Origin of the sequence: Salipiger sp. D13 (genome assembly GCF_003703915.1) — a bacterium.
GTDB lineage: Bacteria > Pseudomonadota > Alphaproteobacteria > Rhodobacterales > Rhodobacteraceae > Salipiger > Salipiger profundus.
The window spans coordinates 30030-50386 of record NZ_RAPJ01000019.1 but is presented as its reverse complement, the minus strand read 5'-3'; the positions used below and the strand labels follow the sequence as shown (position 1 = coordinate 50386).

The following is a 20357-nucleotide window of genomic DNA, read 5'->3' as shown; positions in this document are numbered from 1 at the left end:
CCTGTTCCCGTCTGCAACGGCAGCATGGGGGCGGACGATGACATCACGGATACGGGCTGATCTCATCCGCCAGCGGGCACGCCTTTCGCGCTGGCTGCACGGGCCCCACATGATCGCCTTCCTGCCGGCAATAACGCTCTCCGGCTTCTGGATCGGTGGCGAACTGGCTCTGGTCGCCATCGCGCTCGGGATACCAGTGCTCTACGCGCTGGGCTCGGCCCCGGGGGGCGGGTTGCTTGACCTCGATCGGCCCCTTCCCGACCTCATCGACGGCGCCACTGCCGGGGATCTCGCCCAGAAGATGCTGGAGAACGCGGCAGACGCGAAACTTGCCACCGCCTGCGTCATGGTCGAGGCGGAAGGCCTGAACGACCTCCGCCGCCGCACCGGCGATGACGTGATCGAAGCCCTTCGGGCGGTCATGTTGCACCGCCTGCAGGGTCTGCTGCGCCGCGGCGACCGTGTTGCCCGGCTGGGAGACGCAAGGTTCATGGTGCTTCTCGGCCCCTCCGTACGGCTTGATCTCGAGGCGCTGCTTACGCTCTCGGACCGGATTCAGCGCGCGCTCGAGGAACCCGTCGAGACTGACGCCGGCACCCAGTTCGTATCGGTCGCCATCGGGTTCTGTGGTTCGAACCGCCTGCGTGGCAAGGCCAGCGGGGATGCCCTCACGGAAGCCGCCCGCACCGCGCTCACCGAGGCGCTCGGCAACGGTCCTTCGTCGATTCGGGCGTGGTCGGACACCATGCAGGCGGAACGCAACGCGCGGAAATCCCTGATGAGCGAGGTCGAGCGCGCGATGGCCAAGGGCCAGATCCGACCGTGGTTCCAGCCGCAGCTCTGCACCTCCACCGGTGCAATCAGCGGCGTAGAGGCGCTGGCCCGCTGGCTGCACCCGGAACGGGGAATCGTCCCCCCGCTCGAGTTCCTGACCGCGCTCGAGGACGCCGGCCAGATGGACCGGCTGAGCGAAGTGATCCTCGAACACAGCCTGACTGCCCTGCGCGAGTGGGACCGGCAGGGCCTCGAGATCCCCAGGGTCAGCATGAACCTGTCGGACGTGGAGCTGCGCAGCGCAAAGCTGGTGGACCGGATCCGGTGGGAGCTCGACCGCTTCGACATGCCGGCTGAGCGCCTCGGCGTCGAAGTGCTCGAAACGGTCATCGCGGACTCGCCGGCGGGCCGCGTCGCCCAGAATATTACCGCACTGTCCCGGCTTGGCTGCCAGATCGACCTTGACGACTTCGGCACCGGGCATGCTTCCATCACGGCGCTCAGGCGCTTCACGGTCCACCGGCTCAAGATCGACCGAAGCTTCGTGACCCGCGTCGACCGCGACGAGGAACAGCGCAGAATGCTCGCCGCGGTGCTCGGTCTGGCGGACAGACTGGGGCTCGAGACGGTCGCAGAGGGTGTCGAAAGCGTGGCCGAGCATGCACTTCTGGCACAGCTCGGCTGCGACCACGTCCAAGGCTTCGGCATCGCGCGCCCGATGCCGCAGGAGCAGCTCGTCGACTGGGCGCACCGCCATGCTGAACGGATCGCCTCTGCACAGAACATCGGCCGCGGCGCCGGCTGACGAAAGCCCGCAAAACCCTGCGCAGCATGGTCACAAAAGCCCGATTCACCCGGAATCGGCTTGACCTTTGCAGGCCCTGCCTGTTGAACCCGCGGTGACTTTCCAAGGACAGGGCGGCGGTCACGCATGGACGATCAGAACAAGAACCTGCTCATCGCAACCGGGCTGAGCTTCGTGGTGATCCTCATCTGGTTCGTACTCTTCCCTCCACCGGAAGAGCCGGCCCAGGATCAGGCCGACCCTGCCGCCATCACGCAGACCGAGGGCCAGCCCGCGACGACCCCGTCAACGGCGCCCGGCTCGGCGTCCGGCGACACAGCCAGCCCGGCGCCAGACACCGCCGCGACCGACACACCGCGCGTGCCGATCGACACGCCGCGCCTCGAGGGCTCGATCGCCCTCGCCGGCGGCCGGATCGACGCGCTCACCCTCAAGGACTACACCGTCGACATCGACGAGGACTCGCCCAATGTCGAGATCCTCGAGCCGGTCGGGACGGGCCATGCCTATTACACGCTGTTCGGCTGGGCCCCCGGCTCGGGCCTGTCGGCCTCCGACGTGCCGGGCCCGAACACCGAGTGGCAGGTCGCCGAGGGCGACACGCTGACCAGCGACAGCCCCGTCACGCTCAGCTGGGAAAGCCCCGCGGGGCTCGTCTTCCGTCGCACCGTCTCGGTCGATGAAGACTTCATGTTCACCGTCACCCAGTCGGTCGAGAACACCGGCGAGAGCGAGATTTCGGCGGCACCCTACGGCATCATCGCGCGCCATGGCGAACCGGTCGACCTCAAGAATTTCTTCGTCCTGCACGAAGGCGTGGTTGCCATGGCCGACGGCAAGCTGAACGAGATCGACTACTCCGACATGCCCGACATGGACATGCTCCCGAGCGAGGGCGCGCGCGCCGAGGTGACGCAGGTCTCCGAGACCGGCTGGATCGGCTTCACCGACCACTACTGGATGACCACGCTGATCCCCGGCGACACCGGCTTCAAGCAGGTCTCGAAGTATGACGACAGCCGCGACATCTACCAGACCGAGGCCGTGATGCCGACCATGTCGCTGGCCCCGGGCGAAAGCCGCGAGGTCACCACGCAGGTCTTTGCCGGCGCCAAGGAATACGAGACGATCCGCGACTACCAGCAGCAGGGCGTCGACCGCTTCATCGACAGCATCGACTGGGGCTGGTTCTTCTTCCTGACCAAGCCGATCTTCTGGCTGCTGCATCAACTGCACCAGCTGATCGGCAACATGGGTTGGTCGATCATCGCGCTGACCGTGATCCTGAAGGCAATCCTCTTCCCGCTGGCGTTCAAGTCCTACGTCTCCATGGCGAAGATGAAGGAACTCCAGCCGGAGATGGAAAAGCTCAAGGAGCGCGCCGGCGATGACCGTCAGAAGCTCCAGCAGGAGATGATGGCGCTCTACAAGAAGGAAAAGGTGAACCCGGCCTCCGGCTGTCTGCCCATCCTTCTGCAGATCCCGATCTTCTTCTCGCTCTACAAGGTGATCTTCGTCGCGTTCGAGCTGCGCCAGGCACCGTGGTTCGGCCCCTTCCAGGATCTCTCCACGCCCGACCCGACGTCGATCTACAACCTGTTCGGCCTGCTGCCCTGGGCGGCACCGGACCCGGGCAGCACGCTGGCGCTGGTCTTCGTGGGCATCCTTCCGATCCTGCTGGGCATCTCGATGTTCCTGCAGCAGAAGCTGAACCCCGCCCCGGCGGACCCGACCCAGAAGATGATCTTTGCCTGGATGCCCTGGGTGTTCATGTTCATGCTCGGCGGCTTCGCCAGCGGCCTCGTGGTCTACTGGATCACCAACAACACGATCACCTTCACGCAGCAGTACCTGATCATGCGCAGCCAGGGCTACAAGCCGGACGTGTTCGGCAACATCAGGTCGGGCTTCAAGCGCACGCCCAAGGACGACAAGCCCGCCAAATGACGGTGCGGCTTGCCCAGATAAGACGGCACCCGATCAAGGGGATCGGCAGCGAACCCCTTGACGAGGTGATCCTGGATCAGGACGCGCCCATGCCCGGAGACCGGGCATGGGCGCTCCAGCATGAGAACGCCGAAGCGGCACCGACCTGGCAATCACGGGGAAACTTCCTCGTGGTGGCGAACGGCCCGAAACTCGCGCCGGTGCGCGCGACGACCGGGCGTGACGGCCGGATCACCCTGACCCATCCCGAGCGTGCCGATCTCGTCATTTCGCCCGGCACCGACGGACCGGCGCTGATCGACTGGGTGAAACCGCTCTGGCCCGAGACGAGCCCCGCCCCCCGCGCGCTCGTGCCCGCGCCACCGCAGGGCATGGCCGACAACGGCCGCGCCGAACTGTCGATCCTGAACCTCGCCAGCCTGCGTGCGCTGTCCGAGGCCATCGGAAAGCCGCTGGAGATCGAGCGCTTCCGCGGAAACCTGATCCTGGACGGGCTCGAGCCGTGGCAGGAATTCGACTGGATCGGACAAACGCTGCAAATCGGCCGGACGACACTCGAGGTCACGCAGCGGATCCAGCGCTGCCGCGCCACCGAGGCCAATCCGGATACCGGCGAGCGCGACGCGAACGTCCTGCGCGCGCTGCACACGGGTTTCGGTCACCGCGATTTCGGGGTCTACGCGAAGGTCACCCACGGCGGACTGGTCGCCACCGGTTACGAGGTCACGACACCATGACATCCCTTCCCTTTCCCCTTGCGCCCGAACCCGACGACGCCACCCGCGAGAAGGGCCGGAAACTCTTCGCCGGCGAGGTCGACTTCCTCAAGGGCGTCGTCGCCATGTCGGGCCTGCCGCCGGATGATCGCGCCGAGGTCTGCTTTGCCGGGCGCTCGAACGTCGGAAAATCGACGCTGATCAACGCGCTCACCGGGCGCAAGGCGATCGCCCGCGCGTCGAACACCCCCGGCCGCACGCAGGAGATCAACTATTTCACCCTCGGAGACGAACGGTATCTCGTCGACCTCCCCGGCTACGGCTATGCCAACGCGCCGCTGAGCGTGGTGGAGAAGTGGCAGGCCCTGCTGAAACAGTATCTGTCCGGTCGCGCCTCGCTGCGCCGGGCCTTCGTCCTGATCGACGCGCGCCACGGTGTGAAGAGCGTCGACGAAGAGATCATGAGCCTGCTCGACCGTTCCGCCGTCACCTTCCAGGCGGTGCTGACCAAGGCCGACAAGGTCAAGGAGAAGGACCGCGAAAAGGTGCTCGCGCAGGTCCGCAGCCGGCTGGCCACCCACCCCGCGGCCTACCCCGAGATCGTCCTGACGAGTTCAGAGAAGGGCGACGGCATCGCCACCCTCCGCGCGATCATCGCCGGGCTCGACTGAAAAATCTTCGACCGAAGATTTTTCGGCCCCTCCACCCGCGTGAAGATTTTTCGTACGAAAAATCTTGCGTCCCGCGCAGGCATTGCCGACAGAAGGACACGCCCGTTCGCATCGGAAGGATGCCTCACAGAATGAAGCAGCAGAAGATGAATCGAGACTGGATCGCCACCGCCCGCACGCTGAACGAAGCGCTTCCCTACATGCAGCGCTACACCGGCGCCGTCGTCGTCGTGAAATTCGGCGGCAATGCCATGGGCGACGACGAGGCCATGGCCGAGTTCGCCCGTGACATCGTCCTCATGCGTCAGGTCGGCGTGAATCCCGTCGTCGTGCACGGCGGCGGGCCGATGATCAACGACATGCTCAAGCGTCTCAACATCGAAAGCCGTTTCGTGCGCGGCAAGCGCGTTACCGACAAGGCCACCGTCGAGGTCGTCGAGATGGTTCTGACCGGGCTCGTCAACAAGCGCATCGTGCAGGCGATCATGGACGAGGGCGGCCGCGCCGTGGGGCTTTCCGGCAAGGACGACGATCTCATCGTCTGCGAGGCGGACGACCCCGAGCTGGGCTTCGTCGGCCGTCCGACCGAGCTCAACGTGCAGGTGCTGCGCGATCTCTTCTCCGCCGGCATCATCCCGGTGGTCGCTCCCGTCGCCACCGGCACCGAGGCGACCGAGACCTACAACGTCAACGGCGACACCGCCGCCGGCGCCATCGCGGGGGCGCTCAAGGCCGACCGCCTGCTGCTTCTGACCGACGTGTCGGGCGTGAAGAACGCCGAGGGCGAGGTCGTCACCGCGATGACCCCCGAGGACGTTCGCCAGATGACCTCCGACGGCGTCATCGCCGGCGGCATGATCCCCAAGACCGAAACCGCGCTCAAGGCCATTGAGGAGGGCGTGCGCGCCGTCGTCATCCTTGACGGGCGGGTGCCCAATGCCTGTCTGCTCGAACTCTTCACCGAGCACGGGGCCGGCTCGCTCATCCGCTCGGCCGAACTGCCGCCGGTGCGGACCTAGCGCATGCCCCTGGCTGCGCTGGAGGCCCGGGCGGCAGACCACGGGCTCATCCTGCGCGGCGCCTTCCATCCGCGGCCCGGCGATGCCCTGCCCGAGGGAACGGGCACGCTGCTGCTCTTTGGTCCCGACGAGCCTGGTTTCTGGCCGATCTTCGCCGCATCCGATGAATACGCGGACGAGGCTCCGGATCCGCTCGACCGCTGGTCCGCCCGCGTGCTTGGCGATCTCGCTACCCGATGGGGCGGCACCGCGATCCTGCCGTCGGACGGTCCGCCGTGGCCGCCGTTCCTGACCTGGGCGCGCCGCTCGGGGCGCGCCTTCCCCTCGCCGATCGGCCTTTTCGTGCATGACCGCGTCGGCCTGATGATCAGCTATCGCGGTGCCATCGCCCTGCCCCAGCGGCTCGCGCTTCCCACGACTGGCCCAGCCCCATGCCCCGGTTGCATCGACCGCCCCTGCGCCTCGGCCTGCCCGGTGGGTGCACTGCGCGAGGGCGCGGCCTACGACGTCCCGGCCTGCCAGCACCATCTCCGCCGCCCCGAGGGCCGCGAGTGTCGTCTGCGCGGCTGCCTGGCCCAGCGGGCCTGTCCGCTTTCGGCAAACCTTCATCGCGACGCCGCACAGGCATCTTTTCACATGGCCGCCTTCATGGAAGACTGGCCCGGGACCGAGGGAGGGAACGGATGAAACGGCTTATCCTGATGCGACACGCCAAGTCGGACTGGTCGAGGGGCATGGTCGACCACGAGCGCCCGCTCAACAAGCGGGGACAGGCCAGCGCGGCGGCGCTCGGAGACTGGCTGCGCCGCCAGGACCTGCTGCCGGACCAGGCGCTCTGCTCGACCGCCACGCGCACCCGCGAGACGCTTGAGCGGCTGGGTCTCGACATCCCGACGCGCTACGAAGAGCGGCTGTACCACGCCGGCCCCGTCGCCATGCTGAAATGCCTGAGCGAGGCCGAGGGCGAGACCGTGCTGGTGGTGGGGCACAACCCCGGGATCGGCGCCTTCGCGCAGGAGGTGCTTGCCGACCCGGTTGGGCATGCGCGCTTCGCGGACTATCCGACAGGGGCCACGCTGGTGGCCGAGTTCGACATATCCGACTGGTCGGAGCTGCGTGAAGGCACCGGTATCGCCCGCGGTTTCGTCATTCCACGGGAACTGCTCGAGGAAAACGCCGACTGAGCGCGTCGTCTTCAGTTGATGTTGTCCTCGTTCGGCGGATCGTCGTAGACCGCCCAACCGTATCGGCGGCCTGTCTCCGGCAGGTCGCTATTGCGCACGAACGCCTGCATGTAGGTCTTGGCGATGAAGTTCGCCGTGATCGGAGCCGTGAGGAACAGGAACAGCGTTATCAGCAGCTCGTGAAAGGAAATCTCGCCCTCGATCATGTTGAAATAGAGCATCGACCCGATCAGGGCCCCCCCTACCCCGAGCGTCGTCGCCTTGGTCGGAGCGTGCAGGCGCTGCATCAGGTCCGGCAGGCGGATCATGCCGATCGCGCCCACCAGTCCGAAGATGCCGCCGATCACGAGAAAGGCCGAGACCAGGAGTTCGGGAAGCATCGTCAGCTCTTGTTCCATCTCGGTCCCTCCTTATTCGATGATGTCGCCGCGCAGGATGAAGCGGCAGAAGGCAACGGTCGAAACGAAGCCGACCATCGCGATCAGCATCGAGGCCTCGAAGTAGATCGCGGTCCCCCGCCACACGCCGTAGAGGATCAGCAGCGCGATGAAGTTGATGACCATCGTGTCCAGCGCAAGGATCCGGTCCGCCGGCGACGGCCCCGCGAGCAGCCGCCAGAGCGTCACCAGCAGCCCGAAGCCGAAGCAGCCGAAGGCAAAGATCAGCGCGTATGTGATCATTTGAAAATCTCCATCAAGCGGCGCTCGTAACGGGACTTGATCTCGTCCCGCACCCCGTCCGGGTCATCGGTGTGCAGGCAGTGCACGAGGATCGCGGCGCCATCGGCGGACAGCGTCGCCGACACGGTGCCGGGGGTCATGGTGATCGTGCCGGCCAGCACGGTGATCGCCTCGGGCGACGTCAGCTCGAGCGGCACGACGACCCATTGCGAGTGGATCCGGCTCCTGGGTTTGAAAAGCACGATGCCCGCCACGACGACGTTCGCGACGATGATGTCCCAGAGCACGATCAGCGCATATTCCGCCGCCCGCAGCGGCGCGCCGACCTTCGGCCGGTTCGGCCAGTAGGGCGCGGTCATGTAGGGGATGATCACCCCGAGCACCGCACCGAGAAACAGGTTGCCGAGCGTCACGGTGTTGACCAGCGCCAGCCAGACGATGGTGAGCGTGACGCTGAGGATCGGGTGTGGAAGCAGGCGTCTCAGCATGGCTCAGTGGTGCTCCTCGAGGTCCTTGGTCATCGGCTGGTCGACGAGCACCGCCTCGATGTAGGCGCTCGGATCGAAAAGCTGGCTGGCCGTGGCGTTCATGTGGCGCGAGATCGGACCGGCAAAGATCGTCAGGGCTGCCAGCCCCGCGAGCAGCACCATGGTCGGCGCGACCTGCAGCGGGCCGAGACGATCGGTGGGCGCCGCCGGAGCGAGCGCGGGGTCGGGGGCGAGCCCGGCCTCGGCCTTGGGCGCAGGATCGACCGAGGTCGACTTCCAGAACAGCTGGCTGCCGGCGCGCACGAAGCCCACGATGACAAGCAGCGATCCGGCGAGAACCACGGTCCAGATCAGCGGGGTGTATTCCGCAACGCGCAGCGCATCGAGCACCAACAGCTTGCCGAGGAAGCCCGACAGCGGTGGCATCCCCGCGATGGCGATAGCCGCCATGAAGAACAGCGCCGCGAGCAGCCCGTTCTGTTGCGTCGCGGGTGCGGCGGCCAGCGCGTCTCCGCCAGCGCGCCGGGCGAGCACCAGGTCCGCGACAAGGAACAGCGCCGCCGTCGCAAGCGTCGAATGCACGAGGTAGTAGAGGCCGGCCTCGGCGGCGTAGGGCGTGAAGGCGGCGATGGCCAGCATCAGCGTCCCGGTCGAGTTGAGCGTTGCGAAGGACACGAGCGGCAGCAGCCGGCGCGCCCCGATGACGCCGAAAGCGCCGATCGCGACGGTAATGAGCGCCGCGGGCTTCAGCCAGTCGCCGGAAAGCGCCCCGATCGCCGCGGCATCGGGCCCGAAGACCACCGTGTGCATCCGCAGGATCGCGTAGGCACCGACCTTGGTCATGATCGCGAAGAGTGCCGCGACCGGAGCGGGGGCGCTCGCATAGGTGCCGGGCAGCCAGAACTGAACCGGGAAGAGCGCCGCCTTCACCGCGAAGACGATCATCATCAGCATCGCCGCCACGCGCACCAGTGCTGCATCCTCGACAGGGATCTCGCGGACCTTTTCGGAGAGGTCGGCGATGTTGAGCGTGCCGGTGGTGGCGTAGATCGTGCCGAGCGCGATCAGGAACAGCGAAGAGCCGGCGAGGTTCATGATGACGTATTGCAGGCCGGCCTTCAGTCTGGCCTTGCCGCCGCCGTGGATCGCCAGCCCGTAGGAGGCGATCAGCAGGATCTCGAACAGCACGAAGAGGTTGAAGGCGTCGCCGGTCAGGAAGGCACCGCTGATCCCCATGATCTGGAAGTGCATCAGCGCATGGAAATGACGGCCGCTTCGGTCCCAGCCCGTTGCCGAGGCGTGCACCAGCACCACGAGCCCCAGCACCGCGGTCAGCAGAACCAGCATCGCCGACAGCCGGTCGAGCACCAGCACGATGCCGAAGGGCGCGGGCCAGTCGCCGAGACGGTAGACCTCGACGCTGCCGTCGGCGGTCAGCATGAACAGCCCGGCCGCGATGACGGTCAGCAGGACCGCACCGGTGATCGAGGCGGCGCGCTGCAGCGGGATGTCGAACCGCATGACATACGCAAGGATCGGCGCCAGCATGGCCGGCAGCACGACGGGGGCGATGATCCAGTGGTTCACGCGTCGCCCTCCCCGGTCGTCTTGTCCTCGACGTTGACCTGATCGTCTCCCGACTCGAGGAACGCCCCGAGCGCGATCAGCACCAGCACCGCCGTCATCCCGAACGAGATCACGATGGCGGTCAGCACCAGCGCCTGCGGCAGCGGGTCGGTATAGGTCGACGCGCTGTCGTTGAGCACCGGCGGGACGCCCACGGCCAGCCGCCCCGACGAGAAGACGAAGACGTTGGTCGCGTAGGACAGAAGCGTCAGCCCGACGATGACCGGGAACGCCCGCAGGCGCAGGACCAGGTAGGTCCCGGCGGCGGTCAGCACCCCGATGGAAAGAGCTACCACAAGTTCCATGTCAGGCCTCGTCCTTCTTTTCCTGTTCCTCGATCCGCGCGACTTCCACGCGGCGGGACGGGTCGTAATCCATGGGCTCCTCGTTGACGGTTTCCCCGGCGTAGCGGGCCAGCCGTGACAGGCTGTAGAGCATGAGCATCACCGCCCCGAGCACGGTCAGGAAGACGCCGAAGTCGAAGAGCGACGCGGTTGCCAGCTCGAATTCCTCGAAGGGCGGCACCTTGAAGTAGCCGAACGCACTGGTGAGGAACGGCTCGCCGGCGAGCCACGCCCCGGCGCCGGTCAGCCCGGCGATCACCACGCCCCAGCCGATCATCGCGTGATAGGCAAAGCGCTTGCGCTCCTGTGCCCAGGCGAAGCCCGAGGCCATGTACTGCATGAGCAGCGCGATCGAGATCACCAGCCCCGCGACGAAGCCGCCGCCCGGCAGGTTGTGGCCCCGGATGAAGATGTAGACCCCCACCATCGCCGCGATCGGCATCATCACCCGCGTCGCGATCACCATCATCAGCGGGTGCCGGTCGCGCGAGCGGTCGGGCGGGAAGGTGAAGTTGCGCAGCCGGCGCGAGGCAGGCCCGTTCAGAAGCGCCTCCATCAGCGCGAAAAGCGTGAGGCCGGCGATGCCCAGAACGATGATCTCGCCGTAGGTGTCGTAACCCCGGAAGTCGACGAGGATCACGTTGACCACGTTGGTGCCGCCACCGCCCTTGTAGGAGTTCTCGAGGTGGTAGTCGGAGATCGTGCTCACGTCGCGCAGCAGGAAGGTGAAGGACAGCGCCGCGACGCCCGCGCCCGCGCCCAGCGCCACGATCCCGTCGCGGATCCGCAGGCCCATCGGGCTTTCGCGCGGGGTTTCCTTGGGCAGGAAGTGCAGTGCCAGCAGCATCAGCATGACGGTAACCGTGTCGACGGTGATCTGCGTAAGCGCGAGGTCGGGCGCCGACAGGTAGACGAAGCCGAAAGAGACCATCAGGCCCACGACGCTGGTCAGGATCAGCGCGAGGAAGCGGTTGCGGTGGATCAGCACGGTTGCGCCCGTGGCGACGACCAGCAGCACGAAGCCGATGCCGACGAGCGGCGGCACGGGCAGCATCTCGCGCGTCGGCGCCGCCAGCCCGCCGCCCCGGTAGGCGGCAAGCCCCAGCAGGATCGTCGCGGCGGTGAAGATGGCAAGGTAGCGGCTGATGGCGCCATTGTGCGCGACCTCGGTCAGCCGGCGCGAACCCAGCGCCACGCGGCTCACCAGCCCGTCGAAGATCGGCTTGGCCTCGGGCCGCGGCGTCGCGATCCAGGCACGGTCGAGCCGCTTGTGCTGCCAAAGGAACAGCGCCCCGCCCAGAACGGCGACGATCGACATGAAGAGCGCCGGGGTCACGCCGTGCCACAGCTTGAGGTGGAACTCGGGCAGCTCTCCGCCGATCACTGCGGCGCTCGCGACGCGAACGATCGGCTCGGCCAGAAGCCCCGGCGCGAGGCCGATGGCCACCACCATCACCGTCAGCAGCGCCGGCGAGATGAGCATGCCGACCGGCGGATCATGCGGGTGATGCGGGTAGTCGTCGCGAACCGGCCCGAAGAACGTGTGGCCGATGAAGCGGAAGGAATAGGCGACCGAGAACAGCGCCCCCACGGTGGCGAGGATGATGATCGGCCATTCGCCCCCGAACCAGTCGGCGTGGGCGACTTCCTCGAGCATCATCTCCTTGGACATGAAGCCGTTGAGCGGCGGGATACCCGCCATCGACAGCGCCGCCACCACGGCGATGGTCGCCGTCGCGGGCATCAGGCTCGCGAGCCCGCCGAGCCGTTTGATGTCGCGGGTGTGGGCCTCGTGGTCGACGATACCAGCCGACATGAAGAGCGCCGCCTTGAAGGTCAGGTGGTTGATGATGTGAAACACCGCCACCACCGCCGCGAGCCTGGTCCCGAGACCGAGCAGCATGGTCAGCAGGCCAAGGTGACTGACCGTCGAATAGGCCAGCAGCGCCTTCAGGTCGTCCTTGAACAGCGCGATCAGCGCGCCGATCACCATGGTGATGAGGCCCACGGTCGATACGATGTAGAACCACGCCTCGGTGCCCGCCAGCACCGGCCACATGCGGGCCATCAGGAAGACACCCGCCTTCACCATCGTCGCCGAGTGCAGGTAGGCCGACACCGGTGTCGGCGCCGCCATCGCGTGTGGCAGCCAGAAGTGGAACGGGAACTGCGCCGACTTGGCGAAGGCCCCCAGCAGGATCAGGATCAGCGCGGTGAGGTAGTGATCCGAGGCGCGGATCTCGTCGCCATGCTGCAGGATCACCGAAAGATCGTAGCTGCCGGCGATATTGCCGAGGATCAGCATCCCCGCGATCATCGCAAGCCCCCCTGCCCCGGTCACGGCAAGCGCCATCCGCGCGCCCTGTCGGCCCTCGGGCAGGTGCTTCCAGTAGCCGATCAGCAGGAACGACGAGAGCGAGGTCAGCTCCCAGAAGACCAGCAACAGCAGGATGTTGTCCGACACCACGATGCCCAGCATCGCGCCCTGGAACAGCAGCAGGTAGGTGAAGAACTGCCCCATCGGATCGTCACCCGACAGGTAGAACCGGGCATAGATGATCACGAGCAGCCCGACGCCGAGGATCATGCCGGCGAACAGCAGCCCCAGACCGTCGAGGAAGAAATTGGCGTTCAGCCCGAGCTGCGGCAGCCAGGAAAACTGCGCGGTGACGGTGTTGCCGGCCATCACGTCGGGCGCCATCACGCCAAGGAACACGAGCGCCAGGATCGTCGGCACTGCGGCAAAGGTCGCGCATGCGTTGCGCCCCGCGCGGATCATCAGCCCCGGCGCCAAGGCACCGATAAAGGGCAACAGAACCATGACGGGCAGAAGTCCGCTGGCTGAAACCATCCCTGTTCCTTCGTCCTGTCCGCTGGCGCCTCTTGTCGGGGCCATCGCGGAGGTTTCCAGTTTTCGTTGTAAGCAATTTAGTATGATTTTTGCAGAGATTTTCAATGTTTCGCGAGCGGAAAACCTGCCCCGCGAATGCCGCTTCGGCCCCGGACAAGGAAGGCCGCTCTTATTGTTATACGCGCGCGAGTCCTGCTATCGATTTTCCATGATTTTTTTCGGTGCCTCCCATGATCGCCAAGCTTGAGATGCTCATCGCGCTGGCACGCGAGCGCCATTTCGGGCGCGCGGCCGAGAGTCTCGGCATCACCCAGCCCAGCCTTTCGGCCGGGATTCGGCAGCTTGAAGAACAACTTGGAGTAAAGCTCGTCAGTCGCGGGTCTCGGTTTGGGGGGCTCACGCCCGAGGGCCAGAGGGCCCTGATAAGGGCCCGGCAGATCGTTGGTGACACGCGCCGCCTGCGCGAGGAGATGCGCGCCTCGCGCGAGGGGCTTGCCGGTCACCTGCGGCTGGCGGTGATCCCCACTGCGCTGACATGGGCCTCGCGACTGGTCACCGGCTTCACCGCCCGGCATCCGAATGTCAGCTTCACGGTGCTCTCGCGCGCGTCCGCGGAGATTCTGTCGATGCTCGACGACCTCGAGATCGACGCCGGCATCTCGTATCTCGACAACGAGCCGCTCGGCAGGGTCACCACGCGCCCGCTCTACCGCGAAGCCTACACGCTGGTCTGTCGCCCCGAGCATCCACTGGCGCAGGGCGGCCCGCTCAGCTGGGATGCGCTCGGCGACGCGCGGCTCTGCCTGCTGACCCCGGACATGCAGAACCGGCGGATCATAAACCGCCAGTTCATGGAGGCCGGGGTGGCCCCCACGGCGCTGATCGAATCGAGTTCGACCGTGGTGCTGGTGTCCAATGTCCTGCACGGCGACTGGGTGACGATCCTGCCCACCGACCTGGCCCGCTTCCTGTGCGAGGGAAAGCCGCTGGCCGTCGTGCCGCTGGCGGAACGCGGCGCGGCGCCGGCTGTGGGCCTCATCGCCCCGCACCAGGAGCCCTATACCCCCGTTCTGCAAGCGCTTCTCGGCGAGGCGGAGGGGCTGACGCGCCCGCTCTCTTGATAGGATATTCCTATCAATTGACGGAACAACGATATTGAATGAGCAATCGCCGATCTGGCACAAACGGGCAACTTCAAGGGAGGAGAAGCCCGCATGCGCCACTCGCACCCGACGGCCGACGACATCCAGGCGCTCATCGACGCGGAAACGCATCGCGAGGGGCCCCTGTTGCCCATCCTGCACGCCATCCAGGCGGCCTATGATCACGTCCCCGAAGAGGCGCTGCCGCTGATCGCCAGCAGCCTGAACCTGACCACCGCCGAGGTGCACGGCGTGATGTCCTTCTACCACGATTTCCGCAAGGCGCCGGCCGGGCGCCACGTGCTTAGGATCTGCCGGGCCGAGGCCTGCCAGTCGATGGGTGCGAATGCCCTGTCGCAGGCGGTGCTGGACCAGCTCGGGCTGGACTGGGGCGGCACCACGCCGGACGGCCGCGTGACCGTCGAGCCGGTCTATTGCCTCGGGCTCTGCGCCTGCGCCCCTGCCGCGATGATCAACGGACGGCTCATCGGCCGCGCCGACGCCGCACGGCTCTCGACCGAGCTGGAGGGCGTGGCGTGAAGATCTGGGTTCCCATGGACAGCGCCGCAAAGGCGCTTGGCGCCGAAGAGGTCGTCACCGCGATCCGTGCCGAGGCCGAACGGCGCGGGGTCGAGATCGAGATCGCCCGCAACGGCACCCGTGGCATGATCTGGCTCGAGCCGCTGGTCGAGGTCGAGACCGAGGCCGGCCGCATCGGCTTCGGCCCGATGACCCCCGGCGACGTGGGCGCGCTCTTCGAGGAAGGCCACGAAAAGGCGCTCGGCCCGGTCGACGCGCTTGACTGGATGAAGCGCCAGACGCGGCTGACCTTTGCCCGCTGCGGCGTGATCGACCCGCTGTCGCTTGCCGACTACGAGGCGCACGGCGGACTCGCGGGGCTGCGCCGGGCGATCGCCATGAGCGGCGAGCAGATCATCGACGAGGTCAAGTACTCGGGCCTGCGCGGGCGCGGCGGTGCGGGGTTCCCGACCGGCATCAAGTGGGACACGGTGCGGCTGGCCCATGCCGACCGGAAATACATCGTCTGCAACGCCGACGAAGGCGACAGCGGCACCTTTGCCGACCGGATGATCATGGAGGGCGACCCCTTCTGCCTGATCGAGGGCATGGCGATCGCCGGCCTCGGTGTCGGCGCAACGCAGGGCTATGTCTATCTGCGCTCGGAGTATCCCGACGCCATCGCGGTGATGACCCGCGCCATCGAGCTGGCCCGGCGGGCAGGCGTTCTGGGGCCTGACGTTCTGGGCTCGGGGCGCGGCTTCGACATGGAGGTGCGCGTGGGCGCAGGGGCCTACGTCTGCGGCGAGGAGACCTCGCTGCTGAACTCGCTCGAGGGCAAGCGCGGCGTGGTGCGCGCCAAGCCGCCGCTGCCGGCGCTCGAGGGCGCCTTCGGCAAGCCCACGGTGGTCAACAACGTGATCTCGCTCGCCACCGTGCCGGTGATCTTCGAGAAGGGCGCCGAGCACTACGCCAACTTCGGGCTCGGCCGGTCGAAGGGCACGATCCCGCTGCAGATCGCCGGGAACGTGAAACACGGCGGGCTGTTCGAGACCGCCTTCGGCATGCCGCTGGGGCAGATCGTCGAGGATCTCGGCGGCGGCACCGCCTCGGGGCGGCCGGTGAAGGCGGTGCAGGTTGGCGGCCCCCTCGGTGCCTACATGGGACCGGGGCAGTTCGACACCCCCTTCGGCTACGAGGAATTCGACGGCGCCGGGGGGCTGATCGGCCACGCCGGGCTGGTGGTCTTCGACGACACGGCGGACATGCTCGGCATGGCGCGCTTCGCGATGGAATTCTGCGCGGTGGAGAGCTGCGGCAAGTGCACGCCCTGCCGGATCGGCGCGGTGCGCGGCGTCGAGACGCTGGACCGGATCGCGGCGGGCGACGCGGCGGCGATCCCGCTGCTGACCGATCTCTGCGAGACCATGCAGGACGGCTCGCTCTGCGCGCTCGGCGGCTTCACGCCCTACCCCGTCATGTCGGCGCTGACACTGTTCCCCGAGGAGTTCGGGGCGGTGCAGGACGCCGCGGAATGAGCGGCTTCGCCTTGCTGGCGCGAGGCGACCGGTCGGGGGCCAGCCCCCGAACCCCCGAGGTATTTGCGAACCGAAGAAGATGCGGGAGGAGTTGAGATGAAGGACTTCATCATTCCCTGGGACGACCGGGACAAGGGCACGCCCGCGGCATCGGGCAAGCCGGTTCACCTGACCATCGACGGCATCCGGGTGACGGTGCCTGCCGGCACCTCGGTGATGCGGGCGGCGGCTGAGGCCGGGATCACCGTCCCGAAGCTCTGCGCGACCGACAGCCTCGACGCGTTCGGCTCGTGCCGGCTCTGCGTCGTGGAGATCGAGGGGCGGCGCGGCACGCCGGCCTCCTGCACCACGCCGGTGCACGAGGGGATGAAGGTGCACACCCAGTCCTCGAAGGTGAAGAAGATCCGCAAGGGGGTGATGGAGCTCTACGTCTCGGACCATCCGCTGGATTGCCTGACCTGCGCGGCGAACGGCGACTGCGAGCTGCAGGACATGGCGGGCATGGTCGGCCTGCGCGACGTGCGCTACACGCCCGGCGAGAACCACTACGACCCGTCGGGCACCGGCGCCCGGTCGCAGGCGGAGGCGCGGCTGCGGATGCCCGAGGGCGAGGCCAACCCGCGCTACATGCCGAAGGACGAGAGCAACCCCTATTTCACCTACGATCCGTCGAAGTGCATCGTCTGCTCGCGCTGCGTGCGCGCCTGCGAGGAGGTTCAGGGCACCTTTGCGTTGACGATTCAGGGCCGCGGCTTCGAGAGCCGGGTCTCGGCCGGGGCTTCCGGCGACGACTTCCTGGCCTCGGACTGCGTGAGCTGCGGCGCCTGCGTGCAGGCCTGCCCCACCGCCACCCTGCAGGAGAAGAGCGTGGCCGAACTGGGCACGCCCGATCGCGAGGTGGTGACGACCTGCGCCTATTGCGGGGTCGGATGCTCGTTCAAGGCCGAGCTCAACGGCGACCAGCTGGTGCGCATGACGCCGTGGAAGCACGGCAAGGCGAACCGGGGCCACAGCTGCGTGAAGGGGCGCTTTGCCTACGGCTACGCCGAGCATCCGGACCGCATCCTGAACCCGATGATCCGCGACAGCATCGACGAGCCGTGGCGCGAGGTGAGCTGGGACGAGGCGCTGGACTTCGCGGCCGGGCGGCTGAAGCGCATCCAGGAGACGCACGGACGGCGCAGCGTCGGTGTGATCACCTCAAGCCGCTGCACCAACGAGGAAACCTACCTCGTGCAGAAGCTGACGCGGGCGGTGTTCCGCAACAACAACACCGACACCTGCGCGCGGGTGTGCCATTCGCCCACCGGTTACGGTCTGGGGCAGACTTTCGGCACCTCGGCGGGCACGCAGGATTTCGACAGCGTCGAGAAGGTCGACGTGGCAGTGGTCATCGGCGCCAACCCGACCGACGGGCACCCGGTGTTCGCCTCGCGACTGAAGAAACGGCTGCGGCAGGGCGCGAAGCTCATCGTCATCGACCCGCGTCGCATCGACCTGGTGAAATCGGCACACATCGAGGCGGCGCATCACCTGCCGCTGACCCCGGGCACCAACGTCGCCGTCGTGACCGCGCTGGCGCATGTGATCGTGACCGAGGGGCTCTACGACGAGGCCTTCATCCGCGAGCGTTGCGACTGGGACGAGTTCCAGGCCTTTGCCGAGTTCGTCTCGGACCGGCGCCACGCCCCCGAGAGCACCGCCCTGCTGACCGGCGTCAACGCGGCCGAGCTGCGCGCCGCCGCGCGGCTCTTTGCGACCGGCGGCAACGGGGCGATCTACTACGGGCTGGGCGTGACCGAGCACAGCCAGGGCTCGACCACGGTGATGGCGCTTGCCAACCTTGCCATGATGACCGGCAACATCGGCCGCGAGGGCGTGGGCGTGAACCCGCTGCGGGGGCAGAACAACGTGCAGGGCTCCTGCGACATGGGCTCTTTCCCGCACGAGCTGCCGGGCTACCGGCACGTGAAGCTGCCCGAGGTCCGCAAGGTCTTCGAGGATGCCTGGGGCGTGGAGATCGACCCAGAGCCGGGGCTGCGCATCCCGAACATGCTCGATGCCGCCGTCGAGGGCAGCTTCAAGGGGCTCTACTGCCAGGGCGAGGACATCCTGCAGTCGGACCCGGACACGCATCACGTGGCCGCCGGCCTGCGCGCGATGGACTGCGTGATCGTGCACGACCTGTTCCTCAACGAGACGGCCAACTACGCGCATGTCTTCCTGCCCGGCTCGTCCTTCCTCGAGAAGAACGGAACCTTCACCAACGCCGAGCGTCGTATCAACAGGGTCCGCAAGGTGATGGCCCCGAAGAACGGCTACGAGGATTGGGAGGTGACGCAGTTGCTGGCAAACGCGATGGGCGCGGGGTGGAGTTACACCGATCCGGCGCAGATCATGGCCGAGATCGCGGCGACCACGCCGAGCTTTGCCGGGGTGAGCTATGGCCTGCTCGAGGAGAAGGGCTCGGTCCAGTGGCCCTGCAACGAGGACCACCCCGAGGGCACGCCGATGATGCATGTCGACGGCTTCGTGCGCGGCAAGGGGCGGTTCATCGTGACCGAGTATGTCGCCACCGACGAGAAGACCGGCCCGCGCTTCCCGCTGCTGCTGACCACCGGGCGCATCCTGTCGCAATACAACGTCGGTGCGCAGACGAGGCGCACCGCCAACAGCGTCTGGCACGAGGCCGACCTGCTCGAGGTGCACCCGCATGATGCCGAGAACCGCGGCCTGCGCGACGGCGACTGGGTGCGGCTGGCCAGCCGCTCGGGCGAGACGACGCTGCGGGTGAAGATCACCGACCGGGTGAGCCCCGGCGTGGTCTACACCACCTTCCACCACCCCGACACGCAGGCCAACGTGGTCACCACCGACTTCTCGGACTGGGCGACGAACTGCCCGGAATACAAGGTGACGGCGGTGCAGGTCTCGCCGAGCAACGGGCCGACGGACTGGCAGGAGGATTACGCCGCGCAGGCCGCGCGCTCCCGCCGCATCCTGCCGGCGGCGGAATGATGGCGGTGCGGGCGCGCAGCCTCAGCCGGCCCGGCGTGGCGATGCACCGCGAGGGCACGCGCTCGGTGGTGCGCTCGCTCCCCGAGGAAGTGCCCGTCGCGCTCACCTTCAACGGCAGCACCCAGGCGGTGATGATGGCGACACCGGCGGACATCGCCGATTTCGCCCACGGCTTCGCGCTCAGCGAGGGGCTGATTTCCCACCCCTCCGAGGTCGAGGAATTCGAGGCCGTGACGCATGAGCGCGGCATTGAGGCCCGGTTCTGGCTGCGCGAGGATCGTGCCGCCGCCCTCAGGGAGCGGCAGCGCAACATGATGGGCCCGACCGGCTGCGGGCTGTGCGGTATCGACAGCCTCGACCAGGCACTGCGTCCGCTCGACGCGCTGCCGGAGGGCGGCCCCGTCCTCGAACGGGCCGAGGTTGCCCGTGCGACCGACGCGCTGCGCGCGCACCAGCCGCTGCACGACCAGACCCGGGCGGTGCACGCGGCGGGCTTCCTGCTGCCCGGGCGCGGCATCGTCATGGCCCGCGAGGATGTCGGCCGTCACAACGCGCTCGACAAGCTGATCGGGGCCCTGGTCCGGCAGGACGTGAACCCTGCCGAGGGGGCCTTCGTGCTCACCAGCCGGGTGTCGGTGGACATGGTCCAGAAGACCGTCATGGCCCGCTGCCCGATCCTCATCGCCGTGTCCGCGCCGACCGCGCTGGCGCTGCGGATGGCCGAGGAGGCGCGGCTCACGCTGGCCGCCTTCGCCCGCTCCGGCGGGTTCGATCTTTACGCCGCGCCCGAGCGGATCGTCGATGGAGATGCGCATGTCGCCTGAAAAGATGGTCACCATGGCGAACCAGATCGCCACCTTCTTCGCCAGCCAGCCCGGCGACGGGAGCGAGGGCGTCGCGATTCACATCAACGACTTCTGGGAGCCCCGCATGCGGGCGCAGCTGCTGTCCTACATCGAGGACGGCGGCAAGGGGCTGCACCCGCTGGTGATCGACGCCGCCGGCAGGATCCGCGCCCCCGCCGCCGAGGCTTGA

General features: G+C 67.4%; 19 protein-coding genes. 13 read left to right on the top strand and 6 right to left on the bottom strand.

The window, feature by feature from the left end; translation table 11 throughout:
* The first annotated feature begins 37 nt into the window (after positions 1-37).
* The 7 genes from D6860_RS21610 to D6860_RS21580 all read left to right on the top strand — a co-directional run bounded on the left by D6860_RS21610 (position 38) and on the right by D6860_RS21580 (position 7116).
* Positions 38-1579 (top strand): putative bifunctional diguanylate cyclase/phosphodiesterase, encoded by a 1542-nt coding sequence (locus D6860_RS21610; protein ID WP_076623367.1) that lies wholly within the window; start codon positions 38-40, stop codon positions 1577-1579.
* Positions 1580-1705: 126 nt separating this feature from the next.
* Entirely contained in the window at positions 1706-3526 is a 1821-nt protein-coding gene (gene yidC / locus D6860_RS21605) for a membrane protein insertase YidC (protein WP_076623366.1), read from the top strand.
* A complete protein-coding gene (locus tag D6860_RS21600; protein ID WP_076623365.1) occupies positions 3523-4263 on the top strand; it encodes an MOSC domain-containing protein in 741 nt (246 codons plus the stop codon). Before yidC ends, D6860_RS21600 begins: the two co-directional genes overlap by 4 nt.
* Positions 4260-4913 carry a ribosome biogenesis GTP-binding protein YihA/YsxC gene (yihA, locus tag D6860_RS21595; RefSeq protein WP_076623364.1) on the top strand — a complete coding sequence of 218 codons (654 nt, stop codon included), beginning with the start codon at positions 4260-4262 and terminating at the stop codon, positions 4911-4913. Before D6860_RS21600 ends, yihA begins: the two co-directional genes overlap by 4 nt.
* Before the next feature lie 131 nt (positions 4914-5044).
* Positions 5045-5932, top strand: a complete 888-nt coding sequence (gene argB / locus D6860_RS21590; RefSeq protein ID WP_017468541.1) for an acetylglutamate kinase — start codon at positions 5045-5047, stop codon at positions 5930-5932.
* Between the two features lie 3 nt (positions 5933-5935).
* Positions 5936-6619 carry a ferredoxin gene (locus D6860_RS21585; RefSeq protein WP_076623363.1) on the top strand — a complete coding sequence of 228 codons (684 nt, stop codon included), beginning with the start codon at positions 5936-5938 and terminating at the stop codon, positions 6617-6619.
* The gene (locus D6860_RS21580; protein ID WP_076623362.1) at positions 6616-7116 is read left to right on the top strand and encodes a SixA phosphatase family protein; all 501 of its coding nucleotides are present in this window, start codon (positions 6616-6618) and stop codon (positions 7114-7116) included. Before D6860_RS21585 ends, D6860_RS21580 begins: the two co-directional genes overlap by 4 nt.
* 11 nt (positions 7117-7127) lie before the next feature.
* Here D6860_RS21580 and D6860_RS21575 read toward each other — a convergent pair whose 3' ends face one another.
* Genes D6860_RS21575 through D6860_RS21550 form a run of 6 tightly spaced genes read right to left on the bottom strand, consistent with a single transcriptional unit; the run spans position 7128 to position 13105 of the window.
* Positions 7128-7514: a Na+/H+ antiporter subunit G gene (locus D6860_RS21575; protein ID WP_076623361.1), complete on the bottom strand. Its 387-nt coding sequence runs from the start codon at positions 7512-7514 to the stop codon at positions 7128-7130.
* Positions 7515-7526: 12 nt separating this feature from the next.
* A complete protein-coding gene (locus tag D6860_RS21570) occupies positions 7527-7796 on the bottom strand; it encodes a K+/H+ antiporter subunit F (protein WP_076623360.1) in 270 nt (89 codons plus the stop codon).
* Positions 7793-8284, bottom strand: a complete 492-nt coding sequence (locus D6860_RS21565; RefSeq protein WP_076623359.1) for a Na+/H+ antiporter subunit E — start codon at positions 8282-8284, stop codon at positions 7793-7795. Before D6860_RS21565 ends, D6860_RS21570 begins: the two co-directional genes overlap by 4 nt.
* 3 nt (positions 8285-8287) lie before the next feature.
* A complete protein-coding gene (locus D6860_RS21560) occupies positions 8288-9871 on the bottom strand; it encodes a monovalent cation/H+ antiporter subunit D (protein ID WP_076623358.1) in 1584 nt (527 codons plus the stop codon).
* A complete protein-coding gene (locus D6860_RS21555; protein ID WP_076623357.1) occupies positions 9868-10215 on the bottom strand; it encodes a Na+/H+ antiporter subunit C in 348 nt (115 codons plus the stop codon). The genes D6860_RS21560 and D6860_RS21555 overlap by 4 nt, the downstream gene beginning before the upstream one ends.
* A 1-nt stretch (position 10216) precedes the next feature.
* On the bottom strand, positions 10217-13105 hold the full coding sequence (locus tag D6860_RS21550) for a monovalent cation/H+ antiporter subunit A (RefSeq protein ID WP_076623356.1): 2889 nt from the start codon (positions 13103-13105) through the stop codon (positions 10217-10219).
* 230 nt (positions 13106-13335) lie between these two features.
* On the opposite strand from D6860_RS21550, the gene D6860_RS21545 reads away from it, so the two are divergent.
* From D6860_RS21545 to D6860_RS21520, 6 genes are all read left to right on the top strand, one after another.
* A complete protein-coding gene (locus tag D6860_RS21545) occupies positions 13336-14226 on the top strand; it encodes a LysR family transcriptional regulator (protein WP_076623355.1) in 891 nt (296 codons plus the stop codon).
* 93 nt (positions 14227-14319) lie between these two features.
* Positions 14320-14787 (top strand): formate dehydrogenase subunit gamma, encoded by a 468-nt coding sequence (locus D6860_RS21540; RefSeq protein ID WP_076623354.1) that lies wholly within the window; start codon positions 14320-14322, stop codon positions 14785-14787.
* Positions 14784-16304, top strand: coding sequence for a formate dehydrogenase beta subunit (locus D6860_RS21535; protein ID WP_076623353.1), 1521 nt, complete (start codon positions 14784-14786; stop codon positions 16302-16304). Before D6860_RS21540 ends, D6860_RS21535 begins: the two co-directional genes overlap by 4 nt.
* A 96-nt stretch (positions 16305-16400) precedes the next feature.
* A complete protein-coding gene (gene fdhF / locus D6860_RS21530; protein WP_076623352.1) occupies positions 16401-19322 on the top strand; it encodes a formate dehydrogenase subunit alpha in 2922 nt (973 codons plus the stop codon).
* Entirely contained in the window at positions 19319-20146 is an 828-nt protein-coding gene (fdhD, locus tag D6860_RS21525) for a formate dehydrogenase accessory sulfurtransferase FdhD (protein ID WP_076623351.1), read from the top strand. Before fdhF ends, fdhD begins: the two co-directional genes overlap by 4 nt.
* Positions 20136-20357 (top strand): formate dehydrogenase subunit delta, encoded by a 222-nt coding sequence (locus D6860_RS21520; RefSeq protein ID WP_076625338.1) that lies wholly within the window; start codon positions 20136-20138, stop codon positions 20355-20357. Before fdhD ends, D6860_RS21520 begins: the two co-directional genes overlap by 11 nt.